This window comes from Pontibacillus salicampi (assembly GCF_042434395.1).
GTDB classification, from domain to species: Bacteria; Bacillota; Bacilli; order Bacillales; family BH030062; genus Pontibacillus; species Pontibacillus salicampi.
Genome location: NZ_JBHLTP010000023.1, coordinates 30,942 through 53,726 on the forward strand (window position 1 = coordinate 30,942; position 22,785 = coordinate 53,726).

The 22,785-nt window shown below is 41.3% G+C and carries 17 protein-coding genes; 2 read left to right on the top strand and 15 right to left on the bottom strand.

The features are described 5' to 3' along the window. Positions 1-5: 5 nt before the first annotated feature. The 10 genes from ACFFGV_RS19880 to ACFFGV_RS19925 form a co-directional block, all read right to left on the bottom strand. Positions 6-932 carry a DUF6282 family protein gene (locus ACFFGV_RS19880; protein ID WP_377351627.1) on the bottom strand — a complete coding sequence of 309 codons (927 nt, stop codon included), beginning with the start codon at positions 930-932 and terminating at the stop codon, positions 6-8. Beyond that, positions 925-1,815 (bottom strand): alpha/beta hydrolase, encoded by an 891-nt coding sequence (locus tag ACFFGV_RS19885; RefSeq protein ID WP_377351629.1) that lies wholly within the window; start codon positions 1,813-1,815, stop codon positions 925-927. The genes ACFFGV_RS19880 and ACFFGV_RS19885 overlap by 8 nt, the downstream gene beginning before the upstream one ends. Before the next feature lie 20 nt (positions 1,816-1,835). Next, positions 1,836-2,546, bottom strand: coding sequence for a FadR/GntR family transcriptional regulator (locus tag ACFFGV_RS19890; protein WP_377351631.1), 711 nt, complete (start codon positions 2,544-2,546; stop codon positions 1,836-1,838). Positions 2,547-2,566: 20 nt separating this feature from the next. Next, positions 2,567-3,934 (bottom strand): sodium/glutamate symporter, encoded by a 1,368-nt coding sequence (locus ACFFGV_RS19895; RefSeq protein WP_377351633.1) that lies wholly within the window; start codon positions 3,932-3,934, stop codon positions 2,567-2,569. A 1,312-nt stretch (positions 3,935-5,246) separates the two neighbouring features. Next, positions 5,247-6,146 carry a sensor histidine kinase gene (locus tag ACFFGV_RS19900; RefSeq protein ID WP_377351635.1) on the bottom strand — a complete coding sequence of 300 codons (900 nt, stop codon included), beginning with the start codon at positions 6,144-6,146 and terminating at the stop codon, positions 5,247-5,249. A 20-nt stretch (positions 6,147-6,166) separates the two neighbouring features. After that, positions 6,167-6,967 carry an ABC transporter permease gene (locus tag ACFFGV_RS19905; RefSeq protein WP_377351637.1) on the bottom strand — a complete coding sequence of 267 codons (801 nt, stop codon included), beginning with the start codon at positions 6,965-6,967 and terminating at the stop codon, positions 6,167-6,169. Positions 6,968-6,972: 5 nt separating this feature from the next. After that, positions 6,973-7,884: an ATP-binding cassette domain-containing protein gene (locus ACFFGV_RS19910; RefSeq protein ID WP_377351640.1), complete on the bottom strand. Its 912-nt coding sequence runs from the start codon at positions 7,882-7,884 to the stop codon at positions 6,973-6,975. A gap of 77 nt (positions 7,885-7,961) precedes the next feature. Next, positions 7,962-8,633: a response regulator transcription factor gene (locus ACFFGV_RS19915; RefSeq protein WP_377351641.1), complete on the bottom strand. Its 672-nt coding sequence runs from the start codon at positions 8,631-8,633 to the stop codon at positions 7,962-7,964. 382 nt (positions 8,634-9,015) lie between these two features. Beyond that, positions 9,016-11,157: a type IA DNA topoisomerase gene (locus ACFFGV_RS19920; RefSeq protein WP_377351643.1), complete on the bottom strand. Its 2,142-nt coding sequence runs from the start codon at positions 11,155-11,157 to the stop codon at positions 9,016-9,018. Between the two features lie 123 nt (positions 11,158-11,280). Then, positions 11,281-13,212, bottom strand: a complete 1,932-nt coding sequence (locus tag ACFFGV_RS19925) for a fructose-1,6-bisphosphatase (protein WP_377351645.1) — start codon at positions 13,210-13,212, stop codon at positions 11,281-11,283. A gap of 455 nt (positions 13,213-13,667) precedes the next feature. Between ACFFGV_RS19925 and ACFFGV_RS19930 the strand changes: the two genes are divergently transcribed. Together ACFFGV_RS19930 and ACFFGV_RS19935 are read left to right on the top strand one after the other, a co-directional pair. Then, positions 13,668-14,996, top strand: coding sequence for a hemolysin family protein (locus ACFFGV_RS19930; RefSeq protein ID WP_377351647.1), 1,329 nt, complete (start codon positions 13,668-13,670; stop codon positions 14,994-14,996). Position 14,997: 1 nt separating this feature from the next. Then, the gene (locus ACFFGV_RS19935; RefSeq protein ID WP_377351649.1) at positions 14,998-17,637 is read left to right on the top strand and encodes a cation-translocating P-type ATPase; all 2,640 of its coding nucleotides are present in this window, start codon (positions 14,998-15,000) and stop codon (positions 17,635-17,637) included. 150 nt (positions 17,638-17,787) lie between these two features. Here the strand turns inward: ACFFGV_RS19935 and ACFFGV_RS19940 are convergent, their stop codons facing one another. Genes ACFFGV_RS19940 through ACFFGV_RS19960 form a run of 5 tightly spaced genes read right to left on the bottom strand, consistent with a single transcriptional unit; the run spans position 17,788 to position 22,750 of the window. Beyond that, entirely contained in the window at positions 17,788-18,861 is a 1,074-nt protein-coding gene (locus tag ACFFGV_RS19940; RefSeq protein WP_377351652.1) for a Gfo/Idh/MocA family protein, read from the bottom strand. Next, on the bottom strand, positions 18,840-19,865 hold the full coding sequence (locus ACFFGV_RS19945; RefSeq protein ID WP_377351654.1) for a Gfo/Idh/MocA family protein: 1,026 nt from the start codon (positions 19,863-19,865) through the stop codon (positions 18,840-18,842). The genes ACFFGV_RS19940 and ACFFGV_RS19945 overlap by 22 nt, the downstream gene beginning before the upstream one ends. After that, positions 19,862-20,920: a Gfo/Idh/MocA family protein gene (locus tag ACFFGV_RS19950; protein ID WP_377351656.1), complete on the bottom strand. Its 1,059-nt coding sequence runs from the start codon at positions 20,918-20,920 to the stop codon at positions 19,862-19,864. Before ACFFGV_RS19950 ends, ACFFGV_RS19945 begins: the two co-directional genes overlap by 4 nt. Before the next feature lie 25 nt (positions 20,921-20,945). Beyond that, positions 20,946-21,794 (bottom strand): carbohydrate ABC transporter permease, encoded by an 849-nt coding sequence (locus tag ACFFGV_RS19955; RefSeq protein ID WP_377351659.1) that lies wholly within the window; start codon positions 21,792-21,794, stop codon positions 20,946-20,948. After that, positions 21,791-22,750 carry a carbohydrate ABC transporter permease gene (locus ACFFGV_RS19960; protein ID WP_377351661.1) on the bottom strand — a complete coding sequence of 320 codons (960 nt, stop codon included), beginning with the start codon at positions 22,748-22,750 and terminating at the stop codon, positions 21,791-21,793. Before ACFFGV_RS19960 ends, ACFFGV_RS19955 begins: the two co-directional genes overlap by 4 nt. Positions 22,751-22,785 lie beyond the last annotated feature (35 nt).

The window sequence follows — 22,785 nt, forward strand, 5'->3', positions numbered from 1 at the left end:
GTCACTCAATCCCCTCCTTTTCCTTGGTCTTCACTAAATAACAATGATTCAGGATTGGTTGTAATCATTGTTCTTACTATATCTTCCTCCATCCCTTCCTCTAACAGCTCCTTAATAAATTGATTTAACCCCTGAACGGGGGTAGGATTGTGAGGCTGCCCATAATCCGTTACTAGAATACAAGAATCAGCTCCTAGAGACTGAATAGATTCAGCCATTTGAGGGATCGTAATATTATTAAAATCATTTCCACATGCTAAATAGCATTTCTCGATGTAGCACCCTTGGTTCACTAATTTCCTTTGTAAATCCATGGGAATCCGGGCAATTCCGAGGTCCGCATGTTGAATTAATATTTTTTCCACTCCTATTGACCTTGCTTCTTCTACCAATATATCCACTTCGTAAGGAGAAAGATGACCTGTGGCAAGTATGGCATCGTATGAAGCTATCAAATATAGAATCCGCTTCACTTCGTCTTTTACTTGGTGGTCCTTTGTTAATATAGTTAGATTAGACTGCGAATCATCCAGTGTCGTTTCACTATTAAAGAACCGTTCCTGCCGATGCTCAGCAAAATACTTTGCGTGCTGATGGGCTGATATAGTGGGCATCCATATCATTTTAGCCCCCATACGTAATGCCATATCTACAGCATGAGAGGAAAGTCCACCAGTAAATAGATTACAAACCAGTCCACCATAAACGTGCATATCTGGAATTTTCTCCCGAATAAGAGCAGCTCGATCAAAGGTCGCTCCTTCGTGCGCCTTCATTACTAACCCTTTCATTCCAGCCTTCCTCGCTTCCTCTACTAGCTCCCAATCCGTCTGTTTCCTGGGAAAAGCACTAGGAGAGCTATGAACATGAAGTTCATAAGCTCCCTTAAGTAGTGGATGGTATTCGAATTGGTTGTCCCTATTATCATACATAACAAAGCGCCTCATTAAAGAAGACATGCAGTTCTTCCATTAATGCTTGAAACTCTGCATTGTCACTATACATGAAATCGTTATGCTTACCGTTTATTTCGTAATAAACCTTCGGACATGCTGCCGTATTAAATAGAGAGATAGATTCCTCAACTGGATGAAGAACATTATTTCTTCCATGCGCCACAAACAATGAAGTATCTCCTAATTTCTTAACCGATTCCTCCGCATCCAGCTCCAAAATAGAATCGGTGAATTGGATACGTGTCTGTCCGCCAAATCCCTTCTTAGAAGCCAATTCTTGGTCCACATATTCACGGGTAGGAGGATCTAACAAATAGTGTAAAAAAGGATTTGCAGGCTTTGATTCCCCGTTTGTCACTCGCAATACTCTGTCTTCATATACCTCCTCCAGCACCTTCAACCAATTTTCATAAGAATGAATCGTTTTCAGCCAACGCTCCCCATTATAAAATCCGTTCAAGGCTGCTATAGCTGCTATGTCCTCTTTCTCTGCTACACGGACAACGTTTGCTCCACCCATGCCCCATCCAATCAGGCCGATACGCTCATGATCCACTACACTTTGTGCGCGTAAGAATGTCAATGCATTACGGATATCCTCCACCTGCTCCTCCAAAATGACACGGGCAGGATCTCCTTCGCTATCTGCAAAGCCACGATAATCAAAGCCGAAGCATACATACCCTTTTGCAGTAAGAGCTTCTGCAAACATTTTGGGATAAAATTCATTCACCCCTTGATACCCGGAGTTAGCGATAATTGCTGGCTGCTTCCCCTTCCCTTCGTAATCATCTGGTAAATAAAGCATCCCCTGTAGCTTATAGCCTTCACTGTAGAACTGAACGGATTTCTCAATCATTGGTCTCTCTCCCTTTACTTTTATGAATTTAATGCTTGATCAAACGATTGTTTAAATTTTTTACAAGCATTATTTAAATGTTGATACATTTCTTCTTTTGCTTGGCTGCCATTCCCCAGTCGGATAGCTGTATAGATTCGTTCATGCTCGCTGAGCACCTGGGCGCGCTTTTCGGAAATTCCCATGTTCTTCTTCAGGGAGAACCGGATAGCTTTATCATATAAAGTTGTTACACTCTCTACACTGTGTACAAGTATTGGGTTGTAAGTGGCCTGTACAATCGCATTATGAAAGGCAATATCCTCTTTATAGCCTACGCGATTATCATTTTGGGAAGCTCGAAGGTCTTCTAATTTCTCTTTAATTCTTTCTTTATCTTCTGCGGTCCCACGTTCGGCAGCCAATCGAGCAGCCTCAGTTTCTAGAATGATTCGTGTTTCTAGTAGATTTAATACTTCTTCCGAATCTACAAACTCAAATTGAGTTTCCTCTATTAAATTAGTAAGGGACGTTGCCTGCACTATACTACCGCCTCCCTGCTTGGACACGGTTAATCCACTTGCTTCCAAAACGCTTAATGCCTCTCGCACTGGTGTACGGCTAACACCGAACATTTCTGACAATTGCTTTTCTGTTGGTAATCGATCACCAGGTTTCATCTTCTCTTCATGAATGTATTCCTTGATACGATCAAATACTTGCATAGATACTTTTTTTCTCTCTATTTTCATATTAGATTACTACCTCTCTTTTAGGAGACATTAGAGCCTCTCCCTATATTTCTAGTCTCTTGAATAGAAGTGAGCCAGCCGGATTTGGCTGCAATAATGATGAGAACACCACTAGCTCCCAACAATATAAGGGAAAATAAGCCGCCTGCTCCTGCCATCATCATAATCGGACCGAACGTAATAATTAAAATTTCGACAGGTACCATTCCGACATAGCCTAATGCGTAGTCATCCAGCGTAGTACTTTTGGTTTTAGGGTCTACAATGCGCAATAAAGCAATCCCCATTGCAACGGTTCCCGTACTCCAACCCCATCCAAAAATAGCGTTCTCGAACCAATGTTGATGAAAAACACGGGGAGCTATAAAACGGAAAATACAATACGCCCAAATAATACCGAAGATGAATAAGGCTATAAGCGGCCAAGCATAAGCAGCTACCACCGCAAGATTAATAGACGTAATCCCGAAGGCGACAATCAGATCTGTTGCAGTACCGCTCAGCCGATCAATAACACGCTTATCGACATAGTCATTAGCTTTAGTAGCATTTAAAATTAATTGCGCTATTAACCCCACTACGAAGGAAAGGCTTAATAACGGAATACTAACCTTTGGAAATACTGCCTGAATAGCTGTTTGTAGAAAATAGCTGGCCATTACAACTACAGCTAGAATAGCAATGTGAAAAAACAAAGGATCCACCGTATTGCTTGATACCGTATCACTCCCAGAGGATTGACGAAGCTTGTGAGGAACTAAACCAGTACGTAATTCATTTGGTAAGTCCTGAAAATCGGTAATAAAATTCGTCTGATTGTTACGAGCGTTCATTTTAATGAGCAGGAGCCCGCCAAGAATAGCACAGATCAAGCCTATCGTTGCCGAAGTGTAGCCTAATGCTGTAGCCTCTTCCCAGCCCAGACCGCTGAAAGCCTCTCCTACAGCTGCTGCCGTCCCATGTCCACCAAGGAATCCAGCACCTAGAATCAATCCAAAACCTGCAGGGATGTCCCATACATTTGCTAATAATATGTACGCAATAGCAGCTCCACCACCCCACATCAACATAGTGAGGAGCATGGAATACACCCACATATTCCTTACCCTTCCAAATGTTTGCTTCCAATTCACCCGTGCAGCTCCTATAGGAATGGCTCCAAAAATAACAGCAATTAATACCGTCGGATAAGCACTGACTAAATCGGAAAATGGTAGCACATTAAACCCATTTGGTCCCAAGGTCAGCCCCGCTAACCCAGCAATAATACTAGCGGGGATAAATAACTTTTGTACGATTCGCACCTTTGCCCGTAATACGACACCAAATAACAATAAAACCGAAATCAGCCCCACATCAATTGCTAAATCCCATGCAGACAAATTCATTCCTCCTTCAACCCTTCGCAATGAAAGCGTTACCATTAATTTGTATGATAAATATACAACATGATAATCGACACCGTAAAGGAAAATGTTGAAATATTTTAAAAATTATTTTTCTACTATGAAGGGATCTAAAAATTCCACAATATCCTTTTGGAGACAATATGGGCTGCAAACAGGAAAAGTATGAAAATTTGTTAAAGTATATCTATGCTGGGCTCACCTATACCCAATATGCGTTTTAAGGTACACTAAACAATAAAAGTTGATCATGCACCTAACCCTCCTGCTGGATGTAAAAAAACTACCCTCACTCGTAATGTGAACTGTAACCTGAATAGTGGACACTTGAAAAAAAGTGCCCTCATTCAGGTTTTTAGTATATCCAGAGTCTGAATATGCATTTATAATCAAACTAATGCAAACGAGCGTGGGAGAATATAGTGAGTAATTTTATATTTAATGAACATCAAATGAAGCAGCTAGAGGCTAATTGAATGTGGTGAAATTATCTGAGAAAGCCATCATATATAGTCCTGACTTGGCCGTTAAACTGTATATGGCATTTATTCTTTGTAGGTTTTGGCAACATGTTTATTAGACAAAGTGTATAAATAAACGCGTTATAAAGTGCATTAACGTGTATTATCATTCAATGTTGGCAATTATCTTGAAACGGAGTCTTCCACAACGGGGGCTTTACTTGAACAAACTTCGTGAACAAAAAGACCTTAAATATTATCATCATTTTATACATTTCATTGATGATAATATTTAAGGTCTTTTTATATTCAAAAAATATAATGCCATTTCATACATGGAATAAATGCCAAATACAGTTAAACAGAACTTACAGGGCAAAGGACCCTATCAGATTTTTTCAGAGAATGGTATATGGGGGTCATAGGGGCTAAGAAGCGTAAACAGTGCCTGAGACGGTAGCGTGAAACCTATGATGAATATGGGGAAGAAGGCTTTCACACCTAAGGTAGAGGTAAAGGGTCAACTGGACGTCCTTCTTCAAAAGAACTCACTACAGACGAGCAGTTAGAGAAAGCTCAAGCACGAATTGCTTACTTAGAAGCTCAGTATGACTTCTTAAAAAAGCTAGACAATCTCGAAAGGCAGGCGAAGAAAAGGAAGAATTAACAACATCAGAGAAATTCTGCTTAATTGAACAAGTTATTCGAGAACACCAACCAAAAAGTAAGTATAATTCATTAACTGGGCATCATGTTGCTCAATTTATTACATCAGCAGTACCCACTTACTTTAAACTTCTAGAACCAGCGTAGTTATGTTAATTTGTTTGAGTTTATGATGGGGTCTTATCAAGAGGTAACCTTACCCTAATTTCCAAGAGTCTGTTTTTGACAATTGCTTCAGTACTCCCCCCCAATTGTTCAGCTAGTATTTTAACAATGGCTAACCCTAGCCCAGTAGATGTCCCTCTCGATTTATCTCCTGTATAAAAACGATCAAATAGCTTTTGTTCATCTATATTAGCAGTACTCTTTATTGGGTTTTTTATGGAGATGATAGCCCAATCATCTAAAATTACTTTCATCTCAATATTTCCAGATGAATGCTTAATACAATTTCCTAGGAGATTATAGATAATTCTTTTTACCATTTTTTCATCCGCTAGTACGTAAACTGGAGGTGTGTTTTCAAACTTAACAGCTAAATTATTTTCTTCTAGCTTTGGAACAAATGTTACTATACACTCCGTCACAACTTTGTTTATATTTAATCTCATTGAGTTTAATTCTGGTTCCATATTAGATAGATAGGAATATTCAAAAAAGTATTGTATTAAATTATCTAAGTCATTAGTATGTTTCATGGCAATTTCAAATTTTTTTATTTGATCACCTGTGAGGTTACTTCTTCTCAGAAGTTGAAGATAACCTTTAATTGCAGTTAGTGGCGTTCGTAAATCATGAGATATATTCACAATTAATTCTCTCAGTTTTCTATCTTCGCGAATACTATTAATACGAAGTATCTCTTCTGCCTTGATATATCTATTTATATTAGCCGTTAGACTATTAATATCTTTATTAAACAATTCCACACTAACAGGTTGTCGACTGTTTTCATTTAAGCGTTTAGTAAGTTGATTATTAATGCTACGTATTTGCAGTTGCATTAAAACAATATATAGTAATAACAAAATAACTGTTATTATTAAAAATACAACTACAAACTGCATATTTCACCCAACTTTCCGTTTTATTTTACCTCTGATTTACGAAATACCCCGTTAGTCATGCTTAGAATCCAAACACAAAATAGCAAACTTATTCCAATTCCTTTTAAAATTACATTTGTCCCAACATCCATTGTCAGAAAGGAATTACCTATAGAAAATGGTGTGAAGGATAGAAACCTTTCAACCGAATTATATTTTATGCCTAATGTTCCAAATATCTGCAAAACCAAAATCAAGCCAAAACCAACAAATATTACTATAGAAGACTTTCTGAAAAGAAAGGATAAAAAGACACATACAGTCATCTGTGAGGCATATGCAATGATCATAACTAACATAATTAGAAACATCTTACCAAACACTAAAGAAGTAAGTTCCAATTCACTTTGATTACCTAAAATGCTAAGAAATACAGACGCAGCGAAAGGCTCCGCAAATTCTGCTCCAGTAGAAAATGCAATGAGAGTTACCACCATATATGGAATTAGCATCAGCATAACGAGCAAATAGTAGACAATCGCTTTACTAACAATAACGTAACCTCTTCCAACTCCACATGAAGAAATGGCATCATTGATCGTTTTATTATCAAAGTCACCGCATAAATATATAGCAGCTAAAAAAGGACCAACAATAGCAACTGTCATTACATCACTAAGACCAGACATTGGTCCACTAACTTCGGGACCTATTGTTCCCTTAGCTAATAAATTGGAAACTACAGTTACAGCTATAGCTGCAATCCACATTATTATAAACAAAACCTTAATGGACTTCGTTTTTTTTAATTTATACAAATCTGACTTAATCAAATTAATCATTTTTTTCACCCCCCAATAACAGAAAGAAAATAATTTTCTAATGTATCTCCTTCAACAGAAAAATTAGTGTACATAATTTCATTATCAAAAAGGGTTCTTGCTACTTCTTTTTTTCTATCTACATAATCATAAAGTTTGACAGTTTTATTTGGAAGAACTTTGTAATTTGTTGTAGCTAACTCTGTTTCTAGTATTCCTAATACTTTGTCAGGCTCTTCACACTCTATAAGTATATGTCTTTGACATTTATTTTCTAATTGTTCAAGAGTTAATGTTTGTTTCACCTCTCCATCATGAATAATAATATAATCTGTCGCTACTTGGAATAACTCAGGAAGATTATGGCTCGATATTAGAATCGTAATGTGTTTTTCCCTGCATAATTTTAGTATTAAATTCCTTACTTCCATAACCCCTATTGGATCTAGTCCATTTATAGGCTCATCAAGAATAAGTAACTCAGGATTGTTGATGAGTGAAATAGCAATTCCTAAACGCTGTTTCATACCGAGAGAAAAGTTCTTAACCTTCTTTTTTCCAGTACTACCTAACCCTACTAACTCAATTAGTTCGTCTTCTATTTCCTCATTAGGTATCCCCCTCATTATCCTATGAGCTCTCATGTTTTCCTTAGTGTTCATGTTTAGTACGAGACTAGGGGATTCGATCATGGTACCAAGTCTTTTTCGTTCTATTTGCATTGCTCTCGGGGAACTCTTCCCAAAAAGCTCCAAATCACCTGATGTTGGGAAACTAAGGCCAGAGATAACTCTCATTAACGTACTTTTTCCAGATCCGTTCTGACCAATTAGCCCATAAATTTTTCCTGGCTTCAAAGTTATGGATACATTATGTAAAGCATTAAATCTTCCATATGTTTTTGTTAACTCATTTGTTTTTAAAATGAACTCTGTCATCGATATCACCTTTATCCTTTCTTTATTTCTAAGAATAATATGGAAAGGTTAAGAAAAGGTTAAGAAAATTTTTTTAATCAAAGTTTATATAGTCTGTATCCTAGTCCCCATACAGTTTCAATGTACTCCTCATTTGGATTAAAATCTTTTAGCTTATTTCGCAAATTACTCATATGTGTTTTAACAGCGTTATCGTCACCAACATATTCCTCATCCCATAAGGATTCAAAGATATTGATTTTCGAAAAAACTTTTCCAGGGTTTTGCATTAATAATTTCAGTATGCTGTACTCTTTGGCTGTAAGATTTATCTCCTCTCTACCTAACATTACTGTTTTATGTTGAATATCTAATTCCAAATCTTTATATGTTAGGACACTAATTATTTTATTTGAACGACGTAAGTTCGTACTAATACGTGCAGAAACCTCCCCTAAATCCATTGGTTTCGTAATGTAGTCATCAGCTCCTAACTTTAGAAAGTCTATTTTGGTACCGATTATGTTCTTAGAAGAAATGATAATAACTGGAGTATCAGAATTTGCCCGTATCTCTCTTAATATTTCATCACCACTATAGTAAGGGAGCATTATATCTAACAAGATTAAATCATATACGTTCCTCTTTGCTTCCTGCATCCCATCTGCTCCATTAAAACATGAATTCACCCTATATCCTTCATTTTTCAGTGATTCAGCGATCATCAAATTTATATCTTTATTATCTTCAATTATTAGGACATTGTACATTTATATAACACCACCTAAAATTGCAATAAAAGTCTTCCATGTGGACCATTTTACATTACAAATCAACCAAAAACTATCTAATATAGCCTATACTACTACCCAGTGCATATGTAGAAGATGGAAAAGGAAGCTACACCTACGGCTCTCCGTTTCATTATGTGACGATTTATCAACAAGAGCCCAATAGTGGGTGGTTCTTTGATAACTTTTTTAATGGAAACAATGGTTTATTTATTAACCCGAGTGCGTTTCTTCTCAATGTACTCCTTATCTATGGACTATGGAGATTAGCGGGGAGAGTGTATAAGAAATTAGCAACTACATAAGAGCCTTCCTCCACATATAAAAAACTGCCTTCACTCGTCGTGTTGGCAGCTCTTTGTTATTCAGCTTTTTTCTTTGTGAAATCAAATTTAATGTTGTACTCTTCATCGAGCATTAAAGCTGTACTAAAGGGCTTCTTCCCTTTGAACCCTTTTAAAACCCTCGTCCGTTTCTTTTCACACAACGTTTTGATCATGTTCTGGGTTAACGTTTTTCCAGCTAGTCTTTTCGGGAAGGTTACCGTACAGCCCTGTTTATAGTTGGAGCAGGCATAAAATTTATAACGATCTACAATAGAGCCCGTAGCACATGCAGGACATTTGGCGATTGGTTCGTTCCACTTCTTTTTTTGCTCTGTGCTTTTAATGTGAACGTGCTCAATAGCGCCTGGAGTTTCTTGAATTAATTTCTCCATGAACTGGACGGTTTGCTGAATAAAGACTTGTTTTGACCCTTCTCCGCTGCCTATTTTCTTTAAATAGGATTCCCATTTTGCAGTCATAGAAGGGCTTGATAATAGCGTTCCTTCAATCGCTTCACACAGCATGATTCCTTTATCGGTAATCGATACGAGGTTCTTTTTTACTTCAATATATTTCTGGGCTTTAATGGTATCGATGATACTGGAGCGAGTTGCTTCTGTTCCCAGACCTTCGACTTCCTTTAAAATCTCCACATCCTCTTGTTCATCCATCAGTTTACCGCACGTTTTCATCATGTTGATAAGCTGACCTTCTGTGTATGGCTTCGGTGGCTGCGTCATGCTTTCTTTTATTTGCACATTCGCACCTACCTCCTCCCCCTTCTTCACATCGGGCAGCGTTGGCTCTTGATCCTGCTTTGATTTTGAAGGCTTAGGAAATAGCTCCTTCCAACCGCTTCTCACTTCTCTTTTTCCTGTCGTCTTAAATAAGAGCTCTTGGACATCAGTGAAGATGGTCGTCTCTTCATATACGTAGTCCTTATGGAACATCGCAAGCGTTGTTGCCAGAATTTCATAGTAGAGATTCTGTTCCTCGCGGCTTAGCCCGCTTAGCTTCTTCTCGCTAGGAACTGTCTTCGTAGGAATGATCGCATAGTGCTCCTGCACTTTACTGCTGTTGACGTATCGCTTATTTGGCTTTAGGGATGCAGGGGTAAAGGAGACATTTAACGCATTCTGATAGGCATCTAAATGGTTCACCAAATAACCAAACTCACTCTCGGTGATATAATTACAGTCTGTCCTTGGATAGCTGACAAGCCGCTTCTCGTACAGACTTTGCATTGTCTTGAGCACTTTAGACGGTGGATATTTCCAGCGTTTATTTGCCATACTTTGCAGCGTGGACAGGGAATGGAGCTTCGGTGATTTTTGGTATTTAGTCTTTTTATCTACGCTGTGAACGACACCGGTTACGTCTTCCTTCTCCTTAAGCCCATGCTTGTCCATCAGCGCCTCGACCTTCGCTTTATCCTTCTCTTTGATGTCTGCAAGGCCTTTATAGGCGCCAGCCCCCGATTGGAACAGCCCCTCTAGCTGATAGAATGGTTCCGGTCGAAAATTTTCTATCTCCTTGTGTCGTTGATAGATTAAATACACCGTAGGCGATTGCACCCGGCCAATGGTCAGGTAGCTTCCAAAGCCACGCTTCTGCAACAGAAGCGTAAACAGGCGGCTGGCATTGATCCCTACCATCCAATCACTAATCTGCCGCGCTTTCGCCTCATCGTATAACCTAAGATCCTTTTCATTTCCTTGTAGTTGCTTGAACCCTTTTCGTACTTCATCCTTCTCCAATGAATTAATCCACAACCGTTGCACTGGCTTCCCTTTCACACCTGTTAAGCGAAGAATGCTATAAAAAATGTTCGAGCCTTCCCGGTCCACATCAGCTGCATTTACAAGCACATCCGCCTGCTGGAACAGTCTCTTCACCTCTTGAAACTGCTCCCACTTGCCTTTGGCAACTTTCTCCCTGAAGGAATCAGGAACAATCGGGAGTTCCTCAAGCTTCCACTTCTTCCACTCTTTTTTATAATCATGAGGCTCCTTCAATTCCACAAGATGTCCGACTCCCCACGTAATAGTCGCACCATTTGGAAAGGTCTCATCCTGCTTTAATTGTATGTAGGTCTTCGTCTTCTCCTGAATCGTAAAGGCTTCTGCATAGGCTTTTGCCTGCGATGGCTTCTCAGCAAAGATGACCACTCTCGTCATAGCTTCTTGCCTCCCTTCCATAAATCACAACCGTACAATGAGAATAACTAGGAAAGCAAGGAGGAAGGACCATACTATCAGGTCCCCCCCTATAAAGCCAAGAGTCTCTCCCCAGTCTAGACATTATTTCATATATCGATATTCCAATAGACTTTTTAATATGGAAATCTCCTGCATTAGCTCCTCACCAACGTTTGTTTCCTGTACCTTTTTCCGCTCCAGCTCTTTATCTACCAATCTTCTTACTGATAAAACGTCTGTCCCGTTTTCCAGCACATCCTCTTTAGAGGTAAATTCCTTATGTGCCACGATCTGCATCCCATAGGAATTAAACAGCAGCGTGTAGCCGGCAATGCCGGTAGTTGATTGATACGCCTTGGAAAAGCCACCATCAATCACAATCATTTTTCCATTGGCCTTCACGGGGTTTTCCCCTTCGATTTCCTTCACCGGAGTGTGACCATTGATAATATGCCCATGGCTAGGGTCTAGACCGAAGTCCTGCAGAATCGTACAGCAAACCTCCTGCTTTTCCCGTAAATAATAGTACGGATTTTTTATTTCTTTGTGCGTTTGTTTATCCTTTATAAAATACCTCTCAAAGGTAGTCATTTCCTTTTTACCAAAGAGGGAGGAATATTCTCCTGCCCACAAATACCATATAATATCAGTCGCCAAGTCGTCCGTTTCCTCTGGATGAGAGAACGCGTACCTGACATACGACTCAAACACATCCAACAGCTCCCGACCTGCATACGGTTTATCCCCTATTGTCATTTCTGCCATCTTACCGTCATCGTCTAACGGAATGCAGCCATGAATGAGCAGATTGTTATTATACTTTAAATACAAACTGCCCTTCTTCATGAGAAAATTCATATGCCGCGCCAGCTTCTCCGAATGCTGCACAGAGAATAACAGCTTGTCCATCACCTCTGCCTCTTCCTCCAGCAAAGCTTCCGGCTGCTTCGGGTCCACCGTCTCAAAGCACGTATTCTCTAACGGATAGGTAGTACCTCGAATTGTGACTTCCTTCCGATTATAATCCACCTTCTCCAGCAAAAGTCGATTTTCCATATTGAAATCCGGACGCCTCTTAATAATAGGACTTTCCAGCTTAAATTGAATCATCGCAATCGCTTGATGAATCTTCGTACTCTGCAGCTGTTCATAATCAGAAATCTTCTCGCCAGCTTGAATTTTTGGGCGGAACGCCGGATTATCCTCATAATATTTTTCCGCCAGGTTAAGCAGCGGCCTCAAATTAATACCGTACGCATCCTCAATAATATCCAAATTCGCATAACGAGCACAAATCCGAATAATATTAGCAAGGCACACCTTCGACCCAGCAAACGCACCAATCCACAACACATCATGGTTCCCCCACTGAATATCTACAGAATGATAATCAATAAGCGTATCCATAATCTTATCCGGATCAGGCCCACGATCATAAATATCCCCAACAACATGCAGATGGTCCACCACTAGCCGCTGCACGGTGTACGCCAACCCAATAAGAAACTTATCAGCCTGACCGAGAGAAATAATTTGTTGGACAATTTTAGAATAATACTGCTTCTTATTCATATCATCACCAGTCGTATATAACAACTCTTCAATAATAAACACAAACTGCTCTGGTAATGCATTATGTAATTTCGTACGAGTGTACTTCGAGGACACATAGGGGATCAGCTTAATCATGTGGTCAATCATATCGGAGTACCATTGATGGAGCTCCTTCTCATTATTCATATTATTCTTAACAAGCTTCAGCTTATCTTCGGGATAATACATCAACGCCGCAAACTCATCAATCTCTTGATCAGATAACTCCTCCTGGAACATATCTCGAATCTTTTCTTTCACCTTCCCAGCACCATTTCTCAGCACATGCTGAAAGGACTGATATTCTCCGTGCAAATCACTAACAAAATGCTCCGTCCCTTTAGGCAGATGGAGAATAGCCTCCCGGTTCGTAATCTCCGTAACTATCTTTTCCTCACTATCATAGCGCTGTGCTAATAAATCCAGTAGTTTCGATTCCAAATTGCTCCAGCCTCCTCAATTCCCTAAGCGTATTAATCTTGTCTAACAATTCTGTTAAATAATTTAATTATAAATCAGAATCCATACCACATGAAGAATCAATAGTTATATTTTCATACTCCTCGCTCTACTTTTGGAAATATATAGTAAAAAGTGTCCGATTAGGAAAACTTATTATAACGATTGACCTTTTCGAGATGGACAAAAAAGTACTATTCTAATGCAACAGGATACTTGTGAAGAAACATGTATATGTAAAAGCAGCGCATTAAAACTGAATACCCTTCCATTTTACTGCTTCGATTCCCTTCTGCATAACTTTCAGTCAAAGTGGGAATTTATAAATGATTATGGCAATATTAATACATAGAAAAATAAAGCTAGTCTTCATATGAATCAGCTAATGACCGGCACTTTAGTGTAGCTGGAACGTCGACAAAACGAAAGGGGCAGCAATGGATCATATAATAATTTCCATCATCATTCTGTTATTCTTAATTGTGTTAAATGGCATCTTTGCTATGACAGAAATAGGGGTTGTCACTTCCCGTAGAAGTAGATTGGAGCAATTAGCAAAAAAGGGAGATAAGAGAGCAAGAACTGCTTTGCATCTTTCTAAGAACTCTGGTGATCTTCTTTCAACCATTCAAATCGGCATTACGCTCATTGGGATCATTGCCGGTGCCTTTGGAGGTGCAGCATTTGCTGATGACCTGGCCTCTTATTTGAACCGCGTTGCCTACTTGCGACAATGGAGTACAGAATTAAGTACTGTTTTGGTGGTTGGACTCACGACCTTTTTAACACTAGTAATTGGGGAGCTTGCCCCAAAGCAAATTGGCCTTAAATATCCAGAGAAAGTTGCTATTACCATTGCAAAACCCATGTATTTCTTTTCGAAGTTAGGCAAACCGTTTATTCTCGTGCTCAATTATTCCACCAATGCTGTCCTGAAGATGTTAGGTGTCCAAACGACGAAAGAAGCAGATGTATCAGAGGAAGAAATCCAGCACATGATAAAACAAGGTGTCCATAGTGGAAATATAGAACAAGTGGAACATGAAATGGTAGATCAGATTTTTAGCATGGGCGATCAAAGGCTTAGTAACATTCTAGTCCCTCGAACGCAGTTAACATGGATTGATGTGGAAAGTGATTTTGAAGTGAATATGCAGATAATCAGTAATAGTGACCATTCCCGTTTTCCGGTTGGGAAAGGAAGTTTGGATCATTTCTTAGGCGTGATTTACACAAGTCGCGTGTTCACAAAACTGTTAAACAGGGAAAGCTTCACTATGGAGGATTGTATTGACCAAGCATGCGTCCTACCGGAACACGTAAAAGTATTTCAAGCCTTAGAGACATTAAAGGCTTCTGGATATCACGAAGCTGTCGTATTAGATGAATACGGCGGTGTGGAAGGCTTTGTAACACTTTATGATTTTATGGAAGTCATCGTTGGTGACATAACCACTCCTGGAGGCAGCCAAGAAAACGGGAAAATTGTTCAATATGATAAAGATTCTTGGCTGGTGGATGGTCAATTATCTGTTGATATATTTATCCGTTATTTTGCATTAGAGGATGACCGTTTCGACAATACAGCCTTTCATACGTTAGGCGGATTAATTACAAATGAGCTAGGCGACACTCCTAAACAGGGTGACACCATAGAATTGGAACGGTTACGGTTAGAAGTTGTTGACATGGATCATGTTCTGGTTGATAAGCTCTTAGTTACTGTAAAGGAACTCGAAGAGGAGAAGGACGAAGAGGAGGAATGACATGGAGTACTATCAACAAAGCACTTCAGATACACTTAAAGCAACCAATTCCACACATGAGGGTTTAACCAGTGAACAAGTGCAAACGAGGCTACAGCGAGATGGTTATAATGAATTGGAAAACAAGGAAAGAGTCCCTACCTGGAAGCTTTTTATAGAGACTTTTAAAGATCCGATGGTTATAGTCCTTCTGTCAGCAGCAGGTGTGCAAATCATTATTGGTGAGCTAGTAGAATCGTTGATTATTTTCCTGGTATTGCTTATTAATTCAGTCATTAGTGTAGTGCAAACGAGGAAAGCAGAAGGCTCCCTTGAAGCGTTAAGGAATTTGTCAGCTCCTGAGGCGAAAGTGATAAGGGATGGGGTGAAGCAAACTGTAGAGGCCAGGGAGCTTGTGCAAGGAGACGTCGTGTATCTAGAAGCAGGCGATTACGTTCCTGCAGACGGACGTGTGCTTGAAAGCGGTTCTTTAAAAACGAATGAAGGAATGTTAACAGGTGAATCGGAAGCGGTAGAGAAAACGGCAGAGGTTATTGATGAAGAAGTAACGCTTGGTGACCAGCGTAATATGGTATTTAGCAGTTCTCTCGTTGTATATGGTCGTGGGACGTTGGTCGTCACAGGGACAGGCGAAAAAACAGAAGTCGGTAAAATTGCTGACATGATCTCCTCCGCAGAACAGAAAGAGACACCATTGCAACGTAACTTATATGTTTTTAGTAAGAGGCTTGGCATCGCAATACTCATTCTTTGTGTGCTCATTTTCGCTGTTCAAGCAGCACGTATTTGGTTTGGTAATGGAGAAGCAGATACGACAACAGCCTTAATTAATGCTCTTATGTTCTCAGTAGCCATTGCAGTTGCTGCTATTCCTGAAGCGCTCCAGTCTATCGTAACGATTGTCCTTTCTGTCGGAACAAATAAAATGGCAAAACAACACGCCATCATCCGCAAGCTTCCTGCTGTAGAGACATTAGGCTCCACAAGTATTATATGTACAGACAAGACTGGAACCTTAACGCAAAATAAAATGACTGTTACCGATTACTTCTTACCTATGCATACGAGGGAGAGCCTGCCAGAAAACAACGCTGATTGGGATGAATCAGAGCAACTATTAGTTCAAATTGGCACCCTATGCAACGATTCATATATCAATCAAGACAAGCAAGAAGTGGGAGATCCAACAGAGGTTGCACTCATTCATTTCACTAACAAGCATACAGCGGGATATGAACAAATACAAGACCTTTATCCACGGATAGCAGAATTACCATTTGATTCTGATCGCAAGCTAATGTCCACGGTACATCAGATACATGACAACACCCTGATGCTTACTAAAGGTGGTCCTGATGTGATGTTCGACCGTGCAAGCTACGTATTAATAAATGGAGAAGAACAGGCTCTAACAGAGGATATGCTTGATCTTTTCCGAAAAGCAAATGAGGATTACTCAAATCAGGCACTCCGGGTATTAGCACTTGGTTACAAGCCGTTACCAGACGGAACAGAAGATATCACTCAAGATGAGGAGCAGGACTTAGTATTGGTTGGTTTAACAGCAATGATGGACCCACCACGGGAAGAAGTCTTTCATTCTATTGCACAAGCCAAACAAGCCGGTATTCGCCCCATTATGATTACCGGCGATCACAAAACAACCGCTCAGGCAATTGGACGAGAAATTGGCCTAATGGATGAAGACGATTTAGCCGTTACAGGAAAAGAGCTGGATACCATGTCCGCGGAGGAATTAGAACAGAAGTTAGACAGGATTGCTGTATATGCCCGGGTATCACCTGAAAATAAAATACGCATTGTCCGAACCTGGCAGCACCGCAACGCTGTTACTGCGATGACTGGTGACGGTGTAAACGATGCCCCCGCTTTAAAGCAAGCAGACATAGGAATTGCCATGGGGAGTGGTACCGACGTTGCCAAAGATGCCTCCGCCATGATTTTAACCGATGACAATTTCGTCTCCATCGTCAATGCAATCCGAGTTGGACGTACTGTATTCGATAACATTAAGAAGTCAATCAGCTACTTATTTGCAGGGAACCTAGGAGCAATCCTTACTATCTTATATGCAGTAATCTTTAACCTGCCAAACCCATTCACTGCCTTACAGCTGTTATTCATTAACCTTGTCAATGACTCGCTTCCTGCCATTGCATTAGGTGTCGAGAAATCCGAACCAAACGTAATGGAACGAAAGCCACGCCCTGTCAATGAAGGAATCCTGGACAGTAAAACCATGCAGGCCGTCCTAACAAGAGGCATATTAATAGCGATTGCAGTAACAAGCTCCTTCTATATCGGCTTAAGCCACTCCAACGAAATGGGAGTGGCAATGGCCTTCACAACCTTAATTCTATCCAGAACGCTCCAAACATTTGCTACCAGATCCAATACCAAATCAGCCATAAGCATTGGATTGTTCAGTAACAAATACGTGGCAGGAGCAGTCGCCCTTGGATTTGTCCTATATGGCATCACCGTCTTACCGTTTGCTCGCGATGTATTTCACATCCCAGCCGCATTTGGTATAACAGATTGGCTTATTGCAACTGCCCTCGCTCTCGGAGCTGTTATTATGATGGAAATTGTCAAGTTTTTGAGGTATGGAAAAAAGTAGATGATCAGCATACAAACAGGGCTTCTTAGGAGTTATCTTAACTCTTAAGAAGCCCTTATACTTATAATAATATAGTCACTAAGGGGTTATGTCTCATTCACTCACGTTTTCACAACATGAGTGAATGAGATTACATTACTCACTCTACCGTTACTCCACTCGGATGGCCTGCTGTTGTGCGTGTAAGCACAGCTCTGCGGCCTTAAACGCATGCTCCTGTGTCATCGCATTTTCTGTTCGATTTAAGCAGTCGAGAATTAGTTCTCCGAAAAATGGAAACCCGACTTGACCGCCTAACTCATAATAATGCTCTCCTTCTCCGTTCACAAGATAGAGGTGATCACCTGTCTTACTTCTGGCAATATCAACGTATTTACGTAGTTCTATGTAACCTTCAGTGCCGAGTATAGTCGTACGCCCATCTCCCCACGTACTCAGTCCATCAGGTGTAAACCAGTCGACACGAAAGTAGTTTGTGGCACCGTTGTCAGCAATTAACGAGGCATCCCCAAAGTCTTCTAGCTCGGGATAATCCGCATGATTGTAGTTGGCCACTTTGCTTTGTACGACCCTCGCGTCTTTAGCGCCTGTAAAATACAAAAACTGTTCAATCTGATGACTTCCAATGTCACATAGGATGCCTCCATACTGTTCATACGTAAAAAACCAATCCGGCCGGCTCGGGGCGTTTAAGCGGTGTGGTCCTAACCCTATCACCTGCAGGACACGGCCGATCGCTCCTTCTTCAATGAGTTGACCAGCATAAACGGCACTCTCCACATGCAGACGTTCGCTGTAATAGACCGCATATTTACGACCTGTTTCGGCAACTTTCAAACGAGCAGATTCTAGCTGCTCAAGCGTGGTGAACGGTGCTTTATCTGTAAAGTAATCCTTGCCATGATCCATTACTCTTAACCCTAACGCACAGCGCTCGGATGGGATTTTAGCTCCCGCAACCAGCTTGATAGACGGATCGTCTAATATTTCCTGCTCATTTTGCGCTGCCTTTACGCCTGGGTAGGTGGCTAAAAATGCCTCGACCTTCTGAGGATCTACGTCGTACACCCATTTCAAATCTGCTCCTGCTTCCGTCAGGCCATTGCACATGCCGTAAATATGCCCATGATCAAGACCAATGGCAGCAAATGAAAATTCCCCCTCCGAAACGACCTGCTCCCGTTTTCCCTCTGGTGCATAATTCATACCATCTGCTCGTTGCATGTAATCCTCCCCTTATAAAGTTCATCTATTAAATAAAGTGCTCTTAGTCCTTCCTTGCCATCGACATAAAGTCGTTCTTCTCCGTTGATTGCTTTAATCATTTGGAGATACTGCCGGCCATGCAAGTTCAGCTCATCCGACATTGTCTTCTGCTTCAACTGATCGAGAGTAAGACCATCTGTAGTATTTAGGCTGACCAATTGATTGTCTTCCAACTTAGCAGTTCCCTTACTTCCAATGACCTCAATTCGGACATGATATCCCGGATACGCACATGTTGTTGTGGACAATACTCCAAGTGAACCCGATTGGAATTCCACGATACTCACGGCAGTATCCTCGACTTCAATTCGTTCATGACCAAGCGTGGCTATTTGTCCCTTCACACTCGAATACTCGCCAAACAGATACAGCATCAAGTCCACCGTATGGATGCCTTGGTTCATGACAGCTCCTCCGCCATCAAGTGCCCATGTCCCTCGCCAGACTGACGAATCGTAATACTCCTGAGTACGATACCATTGCACTGCACCATTAATCATAACTGGTTTTCCTAGTGTGCCTTGTGCAAGAAGAGAGCGCAGAAGCTGAACGTCTTCTGCAAAGCGATTCTGATAAATGACAGACAGCAGAACGCCCTCCGCTTCACAAATGCGCACCATCTCTTCTGCTTTAGCAATAGAAATCTCCATTGGTTTTTCTACGACCACGTGCTTCCCAGCCTTTGCGGCCAACTCTGTTAGCTCGCCGTGTAATCCGCTTGGAGCACAAATGGAGACGACATCAATATCCTTTTGCTTCAACATTTCCTGCACGTCTTTATATGCAGCACATTGATATTGGCGGGCTGCCACCTGTGCTACCTGATCACAACGGTCCATCACTGCCTCAATCCGTGCATACCCTTTTTGACAAAGCTTGTGAAGCTGACGCAAATGTTCTGTGCCTATCCCTGCGGCTCCAATGACACCAAACCGTACCGGCTTTGTTTTGGCCCTTTTCATTGTACCGTCTTCGGCTGCCGCGATTGGGCGGATTCGTAAATAGAAAGAATAATTTCAAGCGGCTTTAGGCCCTCTTCCCCATTCACAATCGGCTCCCGCCCCGCTTCCAGCGCTTCAATCATGTCTTCGATTTGCAGGCGGTGCGCATTTCCTGCAATTGCTCCAGGGTCTGCGGAACCGGTCGCCGCATCGCCTGACTGTTGACTAGCTAAGTTTATGGCATCCTCTGGTGTGCTATTACTGGAATCGGGCTTCACAAACAGTTGCAGCAGCTCATCATCTTCAATTTTAGCTGAGCCTGTCGTTCCAAATAATTCAAGCCTTGCGGATAGACCAGGATATGCGCTCGTCGTGCCAACAATTGTTCCAAGTCCGCCATTCGCAAATCTCACTGTGGCAACCGCAATATCTTCCACTTCAATACGCTCATGAGTCAATGTCGCGATTTTTGCTTCCACCTGAGTGATGGGTCCCATCAAATATTGCAGCAAATCGATTGTATGAATGCTTTGATTCATGAGTGCTCCTCCACCGTCAAGCTCCCAAGTACCCCGCCATTCACCGCTGTCATAGTATTCTTGAGATCGGTACCAGTTCACCGCAGCCTGTCCGAGAATGAGCTTACCAAGGCGTTCCTCTTCAATCGCTCTTTTCACCTGAACTGTTGCAGGATCAAATCGATGCTGAGAGATGACAGCAAGTTTCACCCCTTGCTCTTTGCACACATTAATCATGGCGTGAGCTTTTTCTATATTTACGTCCATTGGCTTCTCCGTTATAACATGCTTTCCGGCATTGGCACAGGCAATAGCCATGTCACTATGCATACCGCTTGGAGTTAATATGTTGACTACATCAATATCCTCTCGCTTCAGCATCTCATGATAATCGACATACCCATCGACATTGTATTCGGCAGCAAGACGCTTCATTTTCGCTTCGTTCCGATCTACTACTGCTACAAGCTCGGCATTTTCAATTGCTGAAATTTGCTCGGCATGAGTCCTGCTGATCACACCGCAGCCAATCAATGCAAAACGGTACGTTTTTGTCATCTTCATCAACCTTTCCCAAATAAAATTATCCTTTCATACTCCCTGCTGTAATGCCCTCCACTAAGTATTTCTGGAAAAATAAAAATACGAGTAACTGTGGTACAATCGACGCCACAGACATCGCAAACATCGGCCCCCATGCTGACACGGATGAAGGATCAGAGAACATTTGTAACCCAAGTGCTACCGTGAATAACTTCGTGTCATTTAAATAGATTAACGGGGACATAAAATCATCCCATGTCCAATAAAAGGAGAAAATTGCAACCGTCGCAATAGCTGGAGTCGTCAGCGGCAGCACAATTCTCCAAAAGATGCCGAACGAACTGCACCCATCAATAGCGGCTGCTTCATCCAGCTCCTTCGGGATGCCGCGGATGAACTGGATCATTAAAAAAATAAAGAATGGAATACCGCCAATAAAGGCTGGTACTATTAATGGCAGAAACGTATTTACCCAGCCTAGGTTATGGAACAAAATGTACTGAGGGATTAACGTCACCTGTTGAGGCAACATGAGCGTGGCCAGTAAGCAAATGAACAGCGGTGTCCGAAAACGAAACTTGACACGCGCGAAGCCAAAGGCAACCAGAGTCGAGGAAAAGATCGTACCAATGACGACCATGGTTGTCACAAATGTCGAATTTAGAAAGAATGTAGTAAAGCTGACATCACCGAACCCATTCCATCCTTGAACATAATTCTCCCATTTCAGAACAGAGGGAATTAAGGAAGAGGCGTTGCGGAATATTTCGCTCTCAGGCTTCAGCGAGCTCGCAAACGTCCACAAAATCGGATAAATCATAAGCAGCCCAAGGAAAATAGTGCACGTATGGTAAATCGTTGTTTTATACTTGGCAAACATAATCTTCATTTCCCTCCTTCTGACTCATAATACACCCAACTTTTTGCAGAGCGGAAAATAAACATCGTGAAAATGGCTGTGATACCCAGTAAAATCCAAGCTAGGGCAGAAGCGTAACCCATATCAAAGTGACCGAATGCTTTTTCATATAAATACACAGCATAAAACAGTGTGCTGTCTAACGGACCACCTTGGGTAATAAGAAAGCTTTGTGTGAACGCCATGAATCCTTGGATGGTCTGCATCACGAGGTTAAAAAAGATAACCGGCGATAGCATCGGTATCGTAATTTTAAGAAACTTCAATAGCCCATTTGCCCCGTCCACAGAGGCGGCTTCATACAGCTCGGATGGAATTGCCTTTAAGCCAGCTAGAAAAATGAGCATCGGAGAACCAAATTGCCAAACAACAAGCAGAATCAACGTTGATAAAGCATAATCTGGACTGGCAATCCAGTTAACACCTTGAAATCCGAAGACTGCTAAAATATCGTTAAAGGCGCCATCGGTACTGAACAGCTGCTTCCATACAATTGCCACGGCAACACTGCCTCCCAATATGGATGGAACATAATAAATTGTCCGGTACAGTCCGACTCCTTTGCGATTCGTATTAAACAGCATCGCAACAAGCAATGCGAAGGCGAGCTTTACAGGAACCGAAACGAACACAAAGATGAATGTCACCTTCAACGCCTGCAGGAAGCGGGGATCGTTGGTAAACATATGGATATAATTGTCAAACCCAATCCATTGTGGTGCAGATAACAGGTCATAATCGGTAAAAGAGAAATACAACGAAGCAATCATTGGCCCTAAAATAAAGCCAATAAATCCAATCAGCCACGGCGAAATGAAGGCAAATCCAATCAAGTCAATTTTCCGCTGGCTTTGCAATTTGCTTACTTTCCTCTTGTCACGAACGAGCTTACTACTTCCTACGAGCGTGTCTGTTTTCCCATTCATAATGTCCCTCCTTACGAGGGAGAAGCTTGCTATAG